At 75.4% G+C, this 17,193-nt stretch carries 12 protein-coding genes and 1 riboswitch; of the genes, 5 read left to right on the forward strand and 7 right to left on the reverse strand.

The genetic code is table 11. The features are described from left to right. Positions 1 to 43 precede the first annotated feature (43 nt). From ACFV9J_RS07965 to ACFV9J_RS07975, 3 genes are read left to right on the forward strand one after another with little or no spacing between them, the layout of a single operon-like run. Complete coding sequence (locus tag ACFV9J_RS07965) at positions 44 to 214, forward strand: hypothetical protein (RefSeq protein WP_385351481.1); 171 nt, start codon at positions 44 to 46, stop codon at positions 212 to 214. Further along, positions 207 to 1,376 (forward strand): FxsB family cyclophane-forming radical SAM/SPASM peptide maturase, encoded by a 1,170-nt coding sequence (locus ACFV9J_RS07970; RefSeq protein ID WP_385351485.1) that lies wholly within the window; start codon positions 207 to 209, stop codon positions 1,374 to 1,376. The genes ACFV9J_RS07965 and ACFV9J_RS07970 overlap by 8 nt, the downstream gene beginning before the upstream one ends. Then, positions 1,373 to 3,211: an aKG-HExxH-type peptide beta-hydroxylase gene (locus ACFV9J_RS07975; protein WP_385351488.1), complete on the forward strand. Its 1,839-nt coding sequence runs from the start codon at positions 1,373 to 1,375 to the stop codon at positions 3,209 to 3,211. Before ACFV9J_RS07970 ends, ACFV9J_RS07975 begins: the two co-directional genes overlap by 4 nt. On the opposite strand, the gene fxsT is transcribed toward ACFV9J_RS07975, so the two are convergent. The 7 genes from fxsT to thiO form a co-directional block, all read right to left on the reverse strand. Then, complete coding sequence (gene fxsT / locus ACFV9J_RS07980; protein WP_385351491.1) at positions 3,142 to 7,605, reverse strand: FxSxx-COOH system tetratricopeptide repeat protein; 4,464 nt, start codon at positions 7,603 to 7,605, stop codon at positions 3,142 to 3,144. The genes ACFV9J_RS07975 and fxsT overlap by 70 nt on opposite strands. Beyond that, the gene (locus ACFV9J_RS07985) at positions 7,605 to 8,621 is read right to left on the reverse strand and encodes an AAA family ATPase (RefSeq protein WP_385351494.1); all 1,017 of its coding nucleotides are present in this window, start codon (positions 8,619 to 8,621) and stop codon (positions 7,605 to 7,607) included. Before ACFV9J_RS07985 ends, fxsT begins: the two co-directional genes overlap by 1 nt. Continuing rightward, positions 8,618 to 10,546: a hypothetical protein gene (locus tag ACFV9J_RS07990; RefSeq protein ID WP_385351497.1), complete on the reverse strand. Its 1,929-nt coding sequence runs from the start codon at positions 10,544 to 10,546 to the stop codon at positions 8,618 to 8,620. The genes ACFV9J_RS07985 and ACFV9J_RS07990 overlap by 4 nt, the downstream gene beginning before the upstream one ends. 145 nt (positions 10,547 to 10,691) lie before the next feature. Next, positions 10,692 to 12,647: a Stk1 family PASTA domain-containing Ser/Thr kinase gene (gene pknB, locus ACFV9J_RS07995; protein WP_385351501.1), complete on the reverse strand. Its 1,956-nt coding sequence runs from the start codon at positions 12,645 to 12,647 to the stop codon at positions 10,692 to 10,694. A 196-nt stretch (positions 12,648 to 12,843) separates the two neighbouring features. After that, a complete protein-coding gene (locus ACFV9J_RS08000) occupies positions 12,844 to 13,641 on the reverse strand; it encodes a thiazole synthase (RefSeq protein ID WP_385351503.1) in 798 nt (265 codons plus the stop codon). Between the two features lie 2 nt (positions 13,642 to 13,643). Further along, on the reverse strand, positions 13,644 to 13,844 hold the full coding sequence (thiS, locus tag ACFV9J_RS08005; protein ID WP_385352206.1) for a sulfur carrier protein ThiS: 201 nt from the start codon (positions 13,842 to 13,844) through the stop codon (positions 13,644 to 13,646). Between the two features lie 5 nt (positions 13,845 to 13,849). After that, positions 13,850 to 15,082, reverse strand: coding sequence for a glycine oxidase ThiO (thiO, locus tag ACFV9J_RS08010; RefSeq protein ID WP_385351505.1), 1,233 nt, complete (start codon positions 15,080 to 15,082; stop codon positions 13,850 to 13,852). Continuing rightward, positions 15,080 to 15,191: riboswitch (TPP riboswitch) on the reverse strand. (Overlaps the previous gene by 3 nt.) A 247-nt stretch (positions 15,192 to 15,438) precedes the next feature. Here thiO and ACFV9J_RS08015 point away from each other — a divergent pair. Both ACFV9J_RS08015 and ACFV9J_RS08020 read left to right on the forward strand, forming a co-directional pair. Further along, positions 15,439 to 16,641: an NAD(P)/FAD-dependent oxidoreductase gene (locus ACFV9J_RS08015; RefSeq protein WP_385352208.1), complete on the forward strand. Its 1,203-nt coding sequence runs from the start codon at positions 15,439 to 15,441 to the stop codon at positions 16,639 to 16,641. A 41-nt stretch (positions 16,642 to 16,682) separates the two neighbouring features. Beyond that, positions 16,683 to 17,048 carry an Rv2175c family DNA-binding protein gene (locus ACFV9J_RS08020; RefSeq protein WP_087809829.1) on the forward strand — a complete coding sequence of 122 codons (366 nt, stop codon included), beginning with the start codon at positions 16,683 to 16,685 and terminating at the stop codon, positions 17,046 to 17,048. Positions 17,049 to 17,193 lie beyond the last annotated feature (145 nt).

Genomic DNA, 17,193 nt, shown 5'->3' on the forward strand with positions numbered 1-17,193 from the left:
GGGCCGGATGCCAGACGTCCCGGACGCAGGAGGGGGCCGAGGCGTGGAAGAGACCACGGGGGTCGAGTGCGCACTGCCCGACATCGCCGAATGCACCGTCGACGAACTGCGCGCGCTTCCCGGTTCCGTACTCGCGGTGGCCCTGGAGCGGCTGCAGACGGAGGCCGCTCAGTCCCATGACGACGAATACACCAGCTGGCAGGCGAGTGCCTGACCGACCCGCGGTCGACGTCGCGGCACTCCTGGACGAGGGCTGGCGGCCGGTCCCGCTGCGCCAGTTCGTCCTCAAGACCCGCAGCCGGTGCAACCTGGCCTGCGACTACTGCATCATCTACGAGCACGGCGACCGCACCTGGCGGCGCCAGCCCCGCGCCATGAGCCCCGCGACCCTGCGCCGCACGGCCGAGCGGATCGCGGAGCACGCGCGGGACCACGGGCTGCGGCGGGTCCGGATCGTGCTGCACGGCGGCGAACCCCTGCTGGCCGGGCCCCAGGGCGTCGCCGAGGCCGTGCGCACCGTCCGCGACACCGTCCAGGAGACCGGCACCGAGGCCGAGTTCACCGTCCAGACCAACGGCACCCTCCTCGACACCCGCATGCTGGACACGCTGGCCGAGCACCGGGTGCGGGTCGGCGTCAGCGTGGACGGCGACCGGCAGGCGCACGACGCCCACCGCCGCACCCGCGGCGGACGGGGCTCCTACGACGACGTGCTGGCGGGACTGCGGCTGCTCGCCGGCTCCTATCCGCAGCTCTACGCCGGGCTGCTGTGCACCGTGGACGCGGCCGGGGACCCGGTCGCCGTCTACGAGTCGCTGCTGGCGACCAGGCCCCCGCTGATCGACTTCCTGCTGCCGCACGGCCACTGGGGCGCCCCGCCACCCGCACCGGCCGGGGCGTACGGGCGCTGGCTGGCCGCCGTCTTCGACCGCTGGGCCGGCGCGCCGCGCAAGGAGACCTCCGTGCGGATCCTCGACGAGCTGCTGCACACGGTGCTCGGCGGGCACAGCAGGCTCGACTGGGTCGGCGTCACCAGCAGCGTCTCCGTGTTCGTCGAGGCCGACGGCTCCCTCCACCAGAACGACACGCTGCGCACCGGGCCCGACGGCTCCTCCGAGAGCGGCCTGGACGTCTTCCGGAACTCCTTCGACGAGGTCCTGCTGCACCCGGGGTTCGCCGCCCGGCAGGCCGGGGAGCGCGCCCTGTCCGAGCAGTGCCTGCGCTGTCCGGAGCTGTCCGTGTGCGGCGGCGGCGAGTACGGGCACCGCTACCGGCCCGGCTCCGGCTACCGCGCGCCCACCGTGTACTGCGCCGACCTGCTCCTGCTCATCGGGCACATCAGACGCCGGATCGCCCGCACCGCGGCGCCGACGTGATCGGCCCCTGCGTCCTGCCGGACGACGTCTTCGACGCCCTCGCCGCGGGGGAGGGCGGCCGGTCCGCGGTGCTCCTGCTGCTCCGCGCCCGGCGCAGCCGCAACCTCCTGCTGCTGCGCCGCGCGCTGGACGGACCGTGCGGCGCGGCCGCCGAAGCGGCCGCGGACCTGCTGGCGGGCGTCGAACGCGTCGACCCCGAGGCGGCCCGGTCAGTGGTCGACGGCCCCGCCTTCGGCACCTGGGCGGCCCGCACCCTGCGCGACTGCCCGGCGCACCGCGGGGGCGGATGCGCCGGCCGGGACCTCGCCGCCCTCGCGGTCCTCGCCGCGGTCCGCGCGGCCCACCCGGCCCGGATCACCGTGCCGGTGCGCGAGGGACGGCTGGCCCTGCCCGGCCTCGGCACGGTCACCGGGCTCGGCGAGGCGCGCGAGGCCCTGGTCGTCGTCGAGGCGGCGGGTCCCGAGGGAGCCCCGGGCACCTCGGCCGGAGGCCGCCGGGTACGCGTCCTGACCGCGGCCGGGGTACGCGTCCTGCCGCGCGACCCGTCCCGGCCCGGACACGGCTGGCAGCCCGTCGCCGTGCTCGACGCCCGGCACCGGGGGCTGACGCTCCGGCTGCCGCTGGAGACCGCCGCACCGGAGCTGCCCGCGCTGGAGACGGCCAGCGCCGGTCCCGCGGCCTGGCGGGAACTCCTGCGGCAGGCCTGGGAACTGCTCGTCGAGAACCATCCGCGCCGGGCCGAGGAACTCGCCGCCGGGCTGAACGGCATCGTGCCCCTGCCCGCCCCGGCGCGCGGCGTGGCCTCGGCCACCTCACGGCACGCCTTCGGCACCGTGCTCACCTCCTGGCCGGCCGACCCCGAGCGGCTGGCGCTGACCCTGCTGCACGAGTTCCAGCACAGCAAACTCAGCGCCCTGAGCGACCTGGTCACCCTGTACGAGCCCGGCGGCGGCCCCCGGCTGTACGCGCCCTGGCGGCCCGACCCGCGGCCCCCCGGCGGACTGCTCCAAGGCATCTACGCCCACCTCGGCGACCTGGCGTTCTGGCAGGACCGCAGCGGCAGCCGGCACGGGCCCGCACAGGCCGACGCGGCCTGGCGCCTGGCACAGACCCGGGCCCACGTCGAGCGCGGCCTGACGGAGGTGGCGGCCCACGTCCGCCTCACCGCCCTCGGCACCCGCTTCCTCGACCGGCTCGCCAGGACCGTGCGGGACGGGGACGGGGACGGGGACGGGGACGGGGACGGAGGCCGGGGCGGGGGCGCGGGCGGTGGTGAGCGGCTCGCGCGGGCCGTCGCCCGGGTACAGGCGGGCGACGAGGCCGTCTGGCGGCTGCGCTGGGCTGCCGCCGACGACGCCGGGACCGGCCGGCTGGCCGCGCTGTGGCGGTCCGGCCGCCCGGCCGGAGCGCTGCCCGCGGCGGACGTACGGGCGGCCACCGGCGCGGTGGCCGGGCCCGGGCCGGAGTTCGGACGGTGGGCGGCACGGCAGCGGGGCGCCGAACGGGCCCGTCCGGCCCGGGAGGCCGCGGACGTGGTGCTCGCCGCGCCGCACCGTACGCAGGGGTGGGCGGAACTCGCCGCCGCGGCCGCCGAGGAGGGGCGGCCCGGCGCGGACGTCCTGCGCACCCGCACCGAACTCGTCCACGCCCTCCTCCTGCGGCTCACCGCACAACGGACGGCGCCACCGCCCGGCACGGACCCGCCCCGCACACCCGACCCGCTGTCCCTGGCGGCCTGGCTGACGGACGGTGCGGCCGAGGCCGGTCAGAAGACCGGGGTCTCGATGTCGCAGAACGCGCGCTCGCCCCTGGCGAAGACCTCGGCGACCGGGTAGTCCCGTCCCAGGGTCCGGGCGAAACGGGCCAGGACGTCGTCGAGGAGCGCCTCGGCCTCCTCGCCCCGGCCCAGCGCGCGCAGGTCGTGCGCCAGGTTGCCGCCGCAGACCAGGGTCACCGGGTGATCCGGCCCGACGGTGGCCCGCAGCGCCTCCAGGTGCCGGCCGTCGGCCTGGGCCGCCTCCTCGTGGCGGCCCGCCGAGTGCAGGTCGTTGGCGAGGTTGACGCCGCAGCGCAGCGTGCAGTTGTGCTCGGGACCGAAACGGGCCGCCAGCTTCTCGTACGCCGTGAGGTTCACGGACAGCGCCCGCTCGTGCTCGCCCAGCGCGCTGAGGACCAGGGCGTGGTTGGTCTCGGTCATCGGCAGGTACGGGTGGTCCGCGCCGAACAGCTGCTCGTAGCCGGCCACGGTCTGCGCGGCCAGCCGCTCCGCGTCCTCCAGCTCGCCCCGCAGCAGCAGGTCGATGGCGTAGTTGCCCACCGCCGCCAGCGTGTTGAGGTCGCCCTCGCCGTACCGGGCCCGGTAGCGCTCCACCGTCCGCGAGGACCGGTCGTACGCCTCCTCGTAGGCGCCCATCGCACGCAGCGAGACCGCGAGGTTCTTCGCCACGTCCAGGGTGGACGGGTGCTCGCGGCCCTGCCGGTCCCGCAGCTTCGGGTACAGCGCCCGCAGCGACTCGGTGGAGCCCCGGTAGTCGCCCAGCTCCCGCTGGTCGCGGGCGTAGTTGGCCGCCACCACCAGGGTGACCGGGTCGTCGGGGCCGAAGATGCGCACCCGCCGCTGGTAGGTGTCCGCGTCCAGCTCCAGCGCCTCCTGGAAACGGCCGAGCAGCCGCAGGTCCAGCGCGTGGTTGGCGGCCGACATCAGCGCCAGCGGGTAGTCCCGGCCGAAGCTCCGCGTCAGCCGCTCCAGGGTGTCGGCGTCCCGCCCCGTGGCCTGCTCGAAGTCGCCCAGCACCCGCAGGTCCGCCGCGTTGCTGTTGGCGATGGCCAGCGTCTCCTCGTGGTCCTCGCCGAACACCCGCCGGGCCCGCACCAGCAGCTGGGCGTTCAGCTCCCGGGCCTCGTCGAAACGGCCGAAGTTGCGGATCAGCGTGGCGTAGGAGCGGGTCGTCCGCATCGTCTGCGGGTGGTCGTCGCCCAGCCGCTGCTGCCACTCCTTGCGGGCGAATTCGGCCAGTTCCGTGCCGCCGGTGTAGTCGCCGTGCAGGTACAGGTAGCGGATCTCGTTGATGACCAGGTCCCGCACCTCCCGGTGGTCGCACTCGACGGCCCGGGTGGGCCGGATGTGCGGCCGCAGCTCGGAGTAGCGGCGCCAGTTGTCGTTGTCCTCCGGCTCCTGCGGGTCGGCGGCGGCCAGCAGCACATGGGTCAGGTGGTAGGTGTCCTCCTGCTCCTGCTCCGACATCTGGTTGAAGAGCACCGCCTGCACCAGCCGGTGCATCTGGAGGCTGTTGCTGCGGTGGTCGATCCGGGCGAGGGCGAGCCGGCCGATCTCCCGGGTGGCCAGGCCCAGTTCGACGGGATCGCGCAGCGCCTCGGCGAGCGGCGAGGGCAGCGGGGCGAACGCGGCGCTGCGCAGCATGGCCCAGCTGATCGGCTCCGGCGCCATGCAGGAGCACAGCCGCAGCAGTTGCACGGCCGCCGGACTGCGCCGCTCCAGGCGCTCCATCGCCAGGTTCCAGGTCGCCACCACGGAGTGCGGGTACCCCGAGGGCACGGAGGTGTCCAGCAGCCGGTCCGCGTGCTCGCGCAGCAGCTCCAGGTACTCGTCGACCGACATCGCCGTCTCCGCGTGCCAGGCACCGGCCTGCTCCACCGCGAGCGGCAGGTCGCCCAGCGCCTCCGCGAGGCGGGAGGCGTCCTGCGCGGGCATGCCGGGCACCCGGCGCTGCAGGAAGCGCACCGACTCCTCGCGGGAGAAGACGTCCACCGAGACGGGGTGCGCGTGACCGGCCCAGCTCTGGTTGCGGGAGGTGATCAGGATGTGTCCCTCGCCGGAGGGGAAGTACTCCTCCAGATCCTCGGGCCGGTCGGCGTTGTCGAAGACCAAGAGATACCTGCGGTAGGGAGAGCCCCGGCGCAGCGCGTCGAGGACGAGCGGAAGCGCCTCGTCACCGCTGGGCCCGGCCTCCAGGCCCAGGTGCGGTGCGAGCGCGGCGATGGCGGAGCGGACCAGGGCCGGGTCCTCGGCGTTGATCCACCAGATCAGCTGGTACTGGGACTGGTAGCGGTAGATGTACTCCACGGCCAGCTGGGTCTTGCCCACGCCGCCGAGGCCGAAGAAGGCCTGCGGCACGATGGCCGCGCGACGGTCGGCCAGCCGGTCGTGCAACTGGGTGATCAGCTCGCTGCGCCCGGTGAAGTTGTGGTTGCGCGGCGGGATGCGCCGGCCCCACACCTGCGGCACCGTCTCCTCGAACCGCATCGGACGGGTGAGCGTCGGAAGTGCGCCCGTCGGCACCGGCGCGGTCTTCGGGGGGCCGTTGACGCCGACCGGGTGAGAGGCGGACTCGGCCACGGATGGATCCCTTCCCGCTGTGTGCCGTGACTGTTCCCCCGTCGGCCCGGACGTCCCCCCGGTCCGGGTGCCGGGTCCGGCCGGACGGGGGCGGCCGGCGCCCGTTTCGATGGCTCCGCTGGCGGATGTGGTGTCAGTCACACCGTCATCGTATGGCGACTTTGCGTCACCATCTCCCCCGGGCCGGTGCTGCCGGGAGATGAGGTCCCGCAGCTCGCGCGCGCGGGCCGCGAAGCCGCCGCCCAGGGCGTCGGCGACCGCCGCGTCGACCTTGGCGAAGGGCAGGCTCTCGACGCTGATCCGGGAGGGCAGCCCGCGCGAGGGATCGGTCAGCGTGGCGTCGAAGCGGTACGGCGCCGAGGAGTGCTCCGCCAGATAGCCCGACACGGCCGTCAGGACCCGGCGGCTCTCCTGCCGGTGCAGCGAACCCAGCAGCAGCGACCGCACGGTCTCGGGAAAGTCGAACTCGGTCTGTTCGGCCGGACGGGGCTGCGCCGGCACCGGGTGCAGCAGGCCGGACAGGAAGACCTCCGCCAGATGCGAGGGGGTCGTGCGCGGCGCCATGACCTGCTGCACCAGGCGCATCACCGGCAGGAACAGCGGCGCGGCGGCGAGATACCCGGCCAGTTCGAACGCCTGGGGCGAGGCCTCCGCGCGGAACGCCAGCACCTTGTCGAGGGGCGACAGCCGCTCGTCGCGCACCGCGGGCCCCGGACCGCCCGGCCCCGGACCCTGCCCATGCCCCGGCCCCTTGCCCTGCCCCTGCCCCGGCTCCGGGCGCGGGACGGCGTCGGCCCGTACCGCATACCCCTGGAACGGCGAGGACTCCGGGCGCGCGACCAGCCGCGCCCACATCTGCAGGGCCGCCGGGGCGAGTTCGACCACGGGCACCAGCAGTCCCGGCCGGCCGGCGTCCGCGCGCAGGTCCGCGTTGGGGATGCCGGGCCGGGAGGCCTTGAGCGCGACCGGGAGCGGCCGCAGCGCCGTGCGGTGCCACAGCCGCCGGTCGAGCGGCTGCACCAGCGCCGTCGGGCCGCCGCGCGCCCAGCGGGCCAGCAGCCGGTGCACCGCGCCCGAGCCCCACCCGGGGCCGATCGCGTCGCTGAGGACCAGCACCGCGCCGCGCGGGGAGTGGTGCAGCCGCCGGTCCGCACCCGGCGCGGAGCGCGGGGCGCCGCCGTCCGGCCACGGCGGCGGCGTGGTGCGCACCGTCACGGAGCCGCCCGGCAGGTGCTCCAGCCAGCGCACGGCGATGGAGCGGAAGGCGCCCACCCGGCGCAGCACCGCGCGCAGTTCGGCCACCGCGCCGTCCCACAGCACCATCGACTCGCCGGTGTCCACCACGAGGACCAAGTCCAGCCAGGGTTCCTCCGCCGGGACCAGCACCGGCTCCCAGACGTCGGTCTCGGCCGCCCGGTCGGCCGTCGCCTCCTCGTCCAGCCGGTGCCGGACGCTGGACGCGGCCCGCCGCCGCAACGGCCGCAGGGCCTTGGCCAGCTCCGCCGTCCGGGCCAGCGGCCGCACACCCGGGGAGCGCACCGGAAGCGCCGGTACGGGGGAGCCCGTACGGCCGTCCGGCGCGCCGCCGCTCCGCACGTGCAGGCGGGGCTCCGCGGCGCCCGGCGCGGAGCCTTCGGACCAGGTGTCGCCCGGCGCCGGGCCGGGCGGGTCCGCCGGGTCCCGGACACCCGGCCGGCGGCGCGGCGAGCCCGGTTCCAGCTGGCCCGCGATCCCGGACAGCCGGGGAGTGCCCAGCGTCGGCCGGGCGGGCTCCGGGTCCTGGGGCGCGTGCGCCAGCCGCGCCGCGAGCCACAGGACCTCGGCGATCTCCCGGGCGTCCGGAGCGGGGCGCTCCGGAGGTTCGTACGGCATCAGGGCCCCGTCTCCAGGTGCCGCCACAGGGTGCGCAGCAGGTCCTGCCACTGCTCCGGGTCCTCGTCGGCGCCGGCCCGCGCCAGCTGGATGGCGCTCAGCAACTGGTCCACGGCGACGCTCCCGTTGCTCTGCTCCGCGAGGAACGCCTCCACCAGGGGCGCCGCCTCCTCCAGCGCGTCGGCGCCCAGGTGCGCGGCGACGATCGCCGCCAGCCGGTCGGGACCCGGCTGCCCGATGTCGTAGCGCAGGCAGCGCCTGGCGAAGGCGGCGGGGAACTCCCGTTCCTCGTTGGAGGTGATGACCACGAACGGGAAGGCCCAGCACTCCACCTCGCCGTCCGTCACCGGTGCGCTCTGCCCGTCCGCCGTCCGCACCGGGACGGTGCGCTGCTCCGGCGGCAGCCGCAGCAGCTCCTCGACGGTGAAGCGGCCCTCCTCGAACACGGTGAGCAGGTCGTTGGGCAGATCGATGTCGCTCTTGTCGAGTTCGTCGACGAGCAGGACCCGCGGCCGGCGGCGGGGCAGCAGCGCCGTGCCCAGCGGACCCAGCCGCAGGAAGCGGCCGATGTCGCCGGTGCCGTCCCCGGTCTCCAGCCCGGCTCGGCGCAGATTGGCCTCGTGCAGCCGGCCGATGGCGTCGTAGGCGTACAGGCCGTCTCGCAGCGTGGTGCGCGAGGTCACCGGCCAGTGCAGGACGGGGCCGAGGCCCAGCTCGTAGGCGACCGCGTGCGCGAGGGTGGACTTGCCGGTGCCGGGGCGCCCGGTCAGCAGCAGCGGGCGGCGCAGCAGCAGGGCCGCGTTGACCGCGTCGACCAGGCCGTGGTCCACCTGGAAGACCCGCCCGCGCCGGGTGTCGGCGGGCTGCGGTGGCACGGGCTCGTCCTGCGGCGGCATGCCCTGTTGCAGCGGGCGCCAGCTCGGCGGATCGGGCAGCCGTTCGATGCCGTTGTGCGGGACACCGTCACCGCGATAGATCCACCACGCCGGCGGCTGCGGGGCTGCGGACTCGGTCACGACGAGGCACCTCCGGAAGCGGGAGCTGGTGGGGTCAGGGGCGTGTGCGGGGGCAGCCGGTCGAACGGGTCCCACAGGAAGCCCAGGCGCAGACCGCCCCCGACCCGCGGCCGGGCCGCACCGGGCCGGGACGACCACTCCCCGCGGCGGGCCCGCAGCACCTCCCCGGGCAGCGTGCGCGCCCCGGCGGCCCGCAACCGGTCCGGCAGGTCGGCGGCGACGGACGGCCCGTCCTGCTCGTCGTGCGCCCAGACCAGGGCCGGCACCCCCGCGTCCAGCGACGCGTCGAACTCGGCGTCGGGGGCCCGCCTGCGCGGCACCCGCGGCGGGAACCCGAGGACCAGGGCCAGCGGGCCGTCGTCCGCGTACAGGGCGGAGAACAGGGCCTCGTAGGACGAACCGTCCTGGTTCCGGGCGGGGACCACGGCGACCACGCCCTCTCCGGAGAGTGCGGACAATGCCTTCATCCTGTCCCACTTCCGGGACCAGTTATGCCCCCAGTCGACCCATTCCGACGCGTTCTGGCGCTCGAGGCTGCGCACGGCGACGGGGTGTACGACCCCCAGACGCACCTCCGCGCCGCTCGGGGTCGTGATCGGCAGGCCGTCGACCGGCCGTCCCAGCAGCTCGCGGGGCAGGACGAACTCCACGAACAGATCGGGGGAGTCGAGGGCCTTCTCCCGGCGCATCCGGATGATCTCGTCCACCACGAGCCGCTCGATCCGCCCCAGCCGCATGGCCTCGGTGTACTGCTGTACGGCCTCCCGCGGGGCGCCCTCGTGCTGCCGGAAGACGTCGAGCAGGTAGTGCCGGCCCGGCGACGCGGGAGTGACCCGGAAGGTGGCGTACGTCCACCGGGTGCCCGCTCCGCCGGGGCGCACCCGGCGCTCGAGCAGCGGACCGGGATCGACCGCCGGCGTGCAGTGCCCCGCCCGCCCGCGCACCCAGCGGGCCAGCTCCTGCCCGCGGGGGCCGGGGACCCGCCGGGACAGCGCGGCGACGAAGGTCAGCAGCGGCGGCACCGGCCGGCCCGCCTGGGCGATGTGCCGCAGGTCGTGCACGATGCCGAGGATGTCCTCGGGGGAGCCCTGCCAGGGGCGGCGCACCGGCCCGAGCGCGTCGTCGCGCAGCGCCACCAGACCGGGCATCGCCAGCCGGCCGTCGAGCAGCAGCCGGTAGAGGTCGTCCATGGCCTCGTCGTCGAACGGGCCGTCGTCCGGGTCCGGCGGCCCCGGCGCGGGCAGCGGCGAGACACGGTCGCCGGACAGCGCCAGCGCCGCCCGTAACGGAGGCCAGTCGCGGGCCAGCCGCTCCAGCGGGATCATCCAGGTCACGCCCGCCTCGGGCGACCTGTCGCGCAGTACGGCGAGCCCGGCGACCCGGGAGGTCACGGCGTCCCGGACCCCGCAGCCGCTGTAGCCGCGGGCCACCCTGCGGCCGGTGTCCGGCGCGTCGTTCAGCTGGATCAGCGCCGACTGTGGGCCGCCCCGCCCGGCCATCAGGCAGTCCGCCCACACCCCGTGCGGCTGGCCCTGCGGATAGCCGTACACCTGCATGGGCCGCTTGGCGGCGTAGCCGCCGGTGGAGAGATGGGCGTGCGAGGTGGGGAACCGGCCGCCCGCCTGTCCCAGGTCGCCGTGCAGGGTGAGCACCGAGACGTCCTCGTGGTGGCTCCCACCGGTGTAGCGGTGCCCGCCGCCGGGGGAGCCGGTCAGCTTCAGTCCGCTGCTGAGGGTCACCGTGACGGTGGCGTGCGGGTCGTCCTCCAAGCGTCCGCCCATGGCCGACGTCACGACGTGGGCGCAGGTCAGCACGTAGCGGGGCGGGACGATGACCCCGCCGCCGACCGGGTTGCCGGCCGGACCGAGGATGCTCACCTGCCAGTCGTCGGTGACGGCCGTCCGTACGACCGGTTCCGCCGTCAAGACGCCCTCCCCCCGTCCGCCACCGCAGGCCCCGACCGTCTGCGGAGCCGCCATAGTAGCGGTCCGCGGCGGGGGAAGCAGAGGGGGCAACAGCCCTTTGCGGACGGCCGGTTGACCATGGGTTCGGCCCCGCTGGGCCGCCGGGTCAGCGGATCGTGATGGTGACCGTCGACCCCTCGGGAGCCGTGTCCCCGCCGTCCACGGACTGCTTCTTCACGGTGTCGCCGAACAGCCCGAGCAGACCGCGGTCCTCGTCCACCTCGAAGCCCGCGTCCTCGAGCTTCTCCTTGGCGTCGTCCACGCTGTCCCCGACCACGTCCGGGACCTCGATCATCCGGGGCCCCTTGGACACCGTGAGGGTCACCGTGTCCCCCTCGGCGGCCCGGCCGCCCGGCTCCGGCGTCTGCCGGGCCACCTGGCCGCTGTCGTACTCCGAGTTCACCCGCTCGTCGGCGACCTTCACCTTCAGGCCGGCGCCCTCCAGCTCGGCCCGCGCCTCGTCCAGGCCGTCGCCGGTGACGTCCGGGACGTCGATGGGGCTGCCCTTGCTGACGACCAGGGCGACCGCGGAGCCCGCGCGCACCGTGGTGCCCGACCCGGGCTTGGTGGAGATCACGAAGCCCCTGGCCACCTCGCCGCTGAACGCCCGGGTCACCATGCCCGGCTCCAGCCCCTCGTCCTCCAGCAGGGTGCGGGCCTTGTCCAGCTTGTAGCCCGTGACGTCCGGCAGCTTCACGGTGTCGGGGCCGTCGGAGACCGTCAGGGACACGGAGTCGTTCTTCCGGATGCGGTCGCCCACCCCGGGGTCGGTGCTGATGACCTTGCCGCGCTCCACGGTGTCGCTGTAGGCGTGCCGCACCTTGCCGACGTCGAGACCGGCGTCGTCCAGCCGGTCCCGGGCCTGCGCCTCGGTCTTGGACAGCAGCGGCGGCACCTTGGTGAACTGGCCGGAGTTGATGTACCAGACGCCCGTGCCGATCCCGAGCACCAGCAGGACGGCCACGACGATCGTCAGCGGCCCGCGGCGCAGCCGCAGCCGCCGGGACGGGAAGGGGGCCGGCGGGGGAGCCGCGAGCCGGCTGGTGCGGTTGACCCCGTCGGAGGCGAAGCGGCCGTCCGCGCCGGCGGACTCGTCGTCCTCGTTGACGGGCAGCGGCCGGGGCATCGTCAGCGCGCGCGGGACCACGCTCGTGCGGTCCTCGGCGTTGTCGTGCTCCGCGGCGAGCGCCTGCGGCGGCACCGCGTCCAGCTGGGCCGCGCTCAGCGCCTCACGCGCCTCGCGGGCCCGCGCGAGCAGCGCCACGGCGTCGTGCGGCCGGATCTCCGGGTTGCGCGCGGTGGCCGCGGCCACCAGCTCGTCCAGCTCGTACGCCATCTCCGGCACGGCGGCCGACGGCGGCGGCACGTCCTCGTGGAGGTGCTTGTAGAGCACCGCCGCGGGGGAGTCCCCGTCGTGCGGCTTGGCGCCGGTCAGCATCTCGTACAGCACGACACCGCACGCGTACACGTCGACCCTGGGGTCGGCGGTGCCGTGCTCGATCTGCTCGGGCGCCAGGTAGGAGACGGTGCCGAGGACGGCGCCGGTGGTGCTGGTCACGGTGTCCACGGCCCGGACCAGGCCGAAGTCGGCGACCTTGACCCGGCCGTCGTCACCTATCAGCACGTTCTCCGGCTTCATGTCCCGGTGCACGAACCCCGCCCGGTGCGCGGCGCCGAGCGCGGCGAGGACCGGCTCCAGGATGTCCAGCGCCGCCCGCGGCCTGAGCGCCCCGCGCTCGCGCAGCACGTCCCGCAGGGTGCAGCCCGCGATGTACTCCATCGCCAGGTAGACGTACGCCCCCTCGGCCCCCTGGTCGAAGACCTGGACGACATTGGGGTGGTCGAGCCGGGCCACCGACTTGGCCTCGCGGATGAACCGCTCGACGAAGGTGGCGTCCGTCGCGAGCGCCGGGTGCATCACCTTCAGCGCGAGCACGCGGTCCAGGCGGGTGTCCACGGCCCGGTAGACCGTGGCCATCCCACCGACCGCGATCCGCGCCTCGACGCGGTACCGGCCGTCGAGCACCTGCCCGACGAGAGGGTCCTGAAGGGTCGTGTCCACGCAGGTGAGTGTACGAGCCACCACGGACACCCCGCGCCGCCGAACGGAATAGGACCGGTACTGAAGCGCACCTGTGACGCTTCCCACGCACCGTACGCCGCCGACGGCGAGGCACCACGACGGGTCGGGCCACTTCTTGGCCGACTGGAAACGGGTGGTGCGCGGGTGGGAGACAAAACCTCAGTACAGCGCAGGCTCACTGAAAGGCGGGCCGCTCCGGATCCAGCACCGCCAGGCCCTCCGCAGGAGACGACGCCTCGGCGAAGTGCCGCCGCGGAATCCGCCCCGCCCGCCGGGCCAACCGCCCCGCCTCCACCCCCGCCCGCATGGCGGAAGCCATCAGCACCGGCTCCTGCGCCCGCGTCACCGCCGAGGCCAGCATCACACCCGCGCACCCCAGCTCCATCGCCAGCGCCACGTCCGACGCCGTACCGGCCCCGGCGTCCAGGATCACCGGCACGCGCGCGTGCTCCACGATCAGCTGGAAGTTGTGCGGGTTGCGGATCCCGAGGCCGGACCCGATCGGCGAGCCCAGCGGCATGATCGCCGCGCACCCGACGTCCTCCAGCTTCCGCGCGAGCACCGGGTCGTCGTTGGTGTACGGCAGCACGGTGAACCCGTCGTCCACCAGCGTCTCCGCCGCGTCCAGCAGCTCGACCGGGTCCGGCAGCAGGGTGCGCTCGTCGGCGATGACCTCCAGCTTGACCAGGTCCGTGCCGAGCGCCTCGCGCGCGAGGCGGGCGGTGAGCACCGCCTCCCCGGCGGTGAAGCAGCCGGCCGTGTTCGGCAGCACCCGGATGCCGAGCCGCTCCAGCACGGACAGCACCGAGCCGTGCACCGAGGCGTTGACCCGCCGCATCGCGACGGTCGTCAGCTCCGTCCCGGAGGCCACCAGCGTGCGCTCCAGCACGTCCAGGCTGGGCGCCCCGCCCGTACCCATGATCAGGCGGGACGCGTACGTCGTACCGCCGAGGACGAAGGGATCGTCGGCCATGGTCAGCCTCCTTGGACGGCGGTGAGGATCTCGACACGGTCGCCGTCGGCCAGCGCGGTGGCGGACCACCGCGCCCGCGGGACGACGGTCTCGTTCAGGGCGGCGGCCACTCCGGACGGGGCCGCGGTGAGCGCGCGCACCAGCGCGTCCAGGGCGGTGCCGGGAGCCACCTCGCGCGGCTCGCCGTTGACGGAGACGGTCACGTGACTCATACGGGCTGCTCCGAGAGTTCCGAGCGGGCCGGGATTCCCGGCAGTGCGGGGGCGGCGTCGAAGCGCCGGGGCGTGAAGGGGCGGGCCTCCTCCGGCAGCTCCCCGGTGGTCAGGGCGTGTGCCATGACGTCGCCGGTGACGGGGGTGAGCAGGACGCCGTTGCGGTGGTGACCGGTGGCCAGCAGCAGGCCGTCCAGCGCGGTCGGGCCGAGCAGCGGGGCGTTGTCCGGGGAGCCGGGACGCAGACCCGCGCGGGTCTCCGTCAGCGGCAGCTCCGTGATGCCGGGCACCAGCTCGTGCGCGTCGCGCAGCAGTTCGTAGACGCCGCCCGCGGTGACCGTCGTGTCCCAGCCCAGCTCCTCGCTGGTGGCGCCGACGACCAGCTCGCCGCTCTCCCGGGGCACCAGGTAGACGTGGTTGCCGCGCACCACGGCGCGCACGGTCCGGTTCAGCAGCGGCCCCGGCGTCCGCGGCATGGCCAGCCGCAGCACCTGCCCCTTTACCGGCCGCACCGGCGGCAGCACGGCCTCCGGCACGCCCCCGAGCCGCCCGCTCAGGCTGCCCCCGGCCAGCACCACCTGCCCGGCCTCCAGGGCGGTGCCGTCGGCGCCGACGACGCCCGTGGCCCGGTCCCCGCGCCCGACGGTGAGCCGCTCGGCCCACACGCGGTGGAAGACCACGCCCGCGTCTTCGCAGGCGGCCACCAGCGCGTGGGCGAGGCGGCGGGGGTCGATCTGGTGGTCGCCGTCCACCCGGAGCCCCCCGCGCACGCCCGGCGCGAGCATCGGCTCCAGGCGTCGGCACTCGCGCCCCGACAGCCACTCGGACTCCAGGCCGGAGCGCTGCTGGAGCGCGTGCAGTTCGCGCAGGTGGGCGCGGTCGTCGGCGTCCAGCGCGACGGCGAGTGTGCCGCAGCGCCGGTGGCCGAGGTCGTGGCCGGTCAGCTCGGTCAGCTCGGCCGCGAACTCCGGGTAGCGGCGGGCCGAGGCGAGGTTCAGCGCGAGCAGCGTCTCCTCGCCGTAGTGCAGCTCCGTGACGGCGGCCAGCATCCCGGCCGCCACCTGGGCCGCCCCGCCGCCCGGCTCGGGGTCCACGAGGGCGGTGACCAGCCCGCGCCGCGCGGCCCGCCAGGCGGTGACGAGCCCGATGATCCCGCCGCCGACGACGAGCACGTCGGGCGTACGGGACGTACGAGGTGTGTGCGCAGGCGTGTGTGTTGGAGACGACATGGGCGTCCAGCCCCTCCCTTCGCCGGCATGACCCGGATCAGGTTCGTACGGTCGGAGGCCGCCAGCCTCCCTCTCAGCCCGGTGCGTCCGGGCTCCCGCGAGTGCCTTGCGTCGGCCACCCTAGCCCGCCGGGCGGCGCACTCGTAAGGGAGCCCCCGCGGCCGGGGCGCCGCCGGGCGGCCCACGGCGTACGGGCACCGACCGGCGAAACGCCGGGTGTCTATGGTGATCGGGTGAGCGAGCAGACGCGGGAACGCGAACGGGACCAACGCGAACGGGACCAACGCGAACGGGACCGACGGGGACGGCGGCCGGCGGCGGACGCGGAGCGCCGTGTGGTCGTGGTGGGCGCCGGGATGGCGGGCGTGCAGACCGCGGTCGCCCTGCGGGAACAGGGTTTCACCGGCCCGGTGACCCTGATCGGCGCGGAGCTGCACCAGCCGTACGACCGGCCCCCGCTGTCCAAGGCCGTCCTGCTCGGCACCGCCGAGGGCTCCGCCTTCGACGTCGACTTCGAGGCCCTCGGCATCACCCTGCGGCTGGGCTGCGAGGCCCTGGGCGTCCACCCCGCGGAGCACGTCCTGGACACCTCCGAGGGGCCGGTGCCCTACGACGTCCTCGTCCTGGCGACCGGCGCCGAACCGGTCCGGCTCCCCGGCGCGGAGGGCGTGCCCGGCGTGCACCTGCTGCGCACCCTGGACGACGCGGAACGGCTGCGCCCGGTGCTCGCCCGCCAGCACGACGTCGTGGTCGTCGGCGCGGGCTGGATCGGCGCCGAGTTCGCCACCGCCGCGCGCGAGGCGGGCTGCGCGGTGACCGTGGTGGAGGCCGCCGACCGGCCGCTGGCCGACGCGCTGCCCGCCGAGGTCGCCGCGCCGATGACCGCCTGGTACGCCGACGCGGGCGCCGAACTGCGCACCCGCGCGCGCGTGGAGCGCGTCGAGGCGGGCGGCCCGGGCGAGCCCGGCCGGGTCGTCCTCGACGACGGCACCCGGCTGCCCGCCGACGCGGTCGTCGTCGGCATCGGCGCCCGCCCGGCCACCGGCTGGCTCGCCGGGTCCGGCATCGCCCTCGGCGCGCACGGCGAGGTCCTGGCCGACGACCGCCTGCGCACCTGCGCGCCGGACGTCCACGCGGTCGGCGACTGCGCCTCCTTCCCCTCCGCGCGCTACGGCGAGCGGCTGCTGGTGCACCACTGGGACAACGCCCTCCAGGGCCCGCGCACGGTCGCCGCCGACATCGTCGGCACCCCGGGCGGCGAGACCCCGGCGGCCTACGACCCGGTGCCCTACTTCTGGTCCGAGCAGTTCGGCCGCTTCGTCCAGTACGCCGGTCACCACACCGCCGCCGACACCACCCTGTGGCGCGGCGACCCCGCGAGCCCGGCGTGGACGGTCTGCTGGCTGCGCGAGGGCCGGCTGATCGCCCTGCTCGCGGTGGGCCGCCCCCGCGACCTGGCACAGGGCAGGCGCCTGATCCAGGCGGGTACGCCGATGGACCCGGACCTGCTGGCCGACCCGGCGAAGCCGTTGAAGGCGGCGACGGCGGCCACGGCGTAGCCAGGTTTCCGAGTGTCAGTGCCAGGTGGCAGGCTGGAGGCGTGACCGAGATTGACGCAAAGACCGATGCTCTCGTGCCCGCCTGGCTCACCGTTCCCGACATCGCCGAGATGCTCGGCGTCGAGGTGACCCGGGTACGCCAGCTGATCAAGGAGGGCCAGCTCATCGCCGTGCGCCGCGGTGAGAACCGCGCGCTGCACATCCCCGCGGCCTTCATCGACGAGGACAAGGTCGTCAAGGGCCTGGTCGGGACCCTGACGCTGCTGCGGGACGACGGCTTCACGGCCGAGGAGATGCTGGAGTGGCTCTTCACGCCCGACCCGAGCCTGCCCGGCACCCCCGCCCAGGCGCTGAGTGAGAATCGCGGTACGGAGGTGAAGCGCCGCGCCCAGGCGCTCGCCGTCTGACCGGCATCGCCGATCCGCCACACCGCCCGGCGTGCGGGCCGCGCACGCCGGGCGCCGTGCCCGTACGCCACCATGGCGGGGCCCGTCGTGGGCCCGTGCCACCATCGCGGGGCCCGTCGCGGGCCCACGCAACCGAAGAACCGGG

The organism is Streptomyces sp. NPDC059906, assembly GCF_042730645.1.
GTDB lineage: Bacteria > Actinomycetota > Actinomycetes > Streptomycetales > Streptomycetaceae > Streptomyces > Streptomyces rubrogriseus.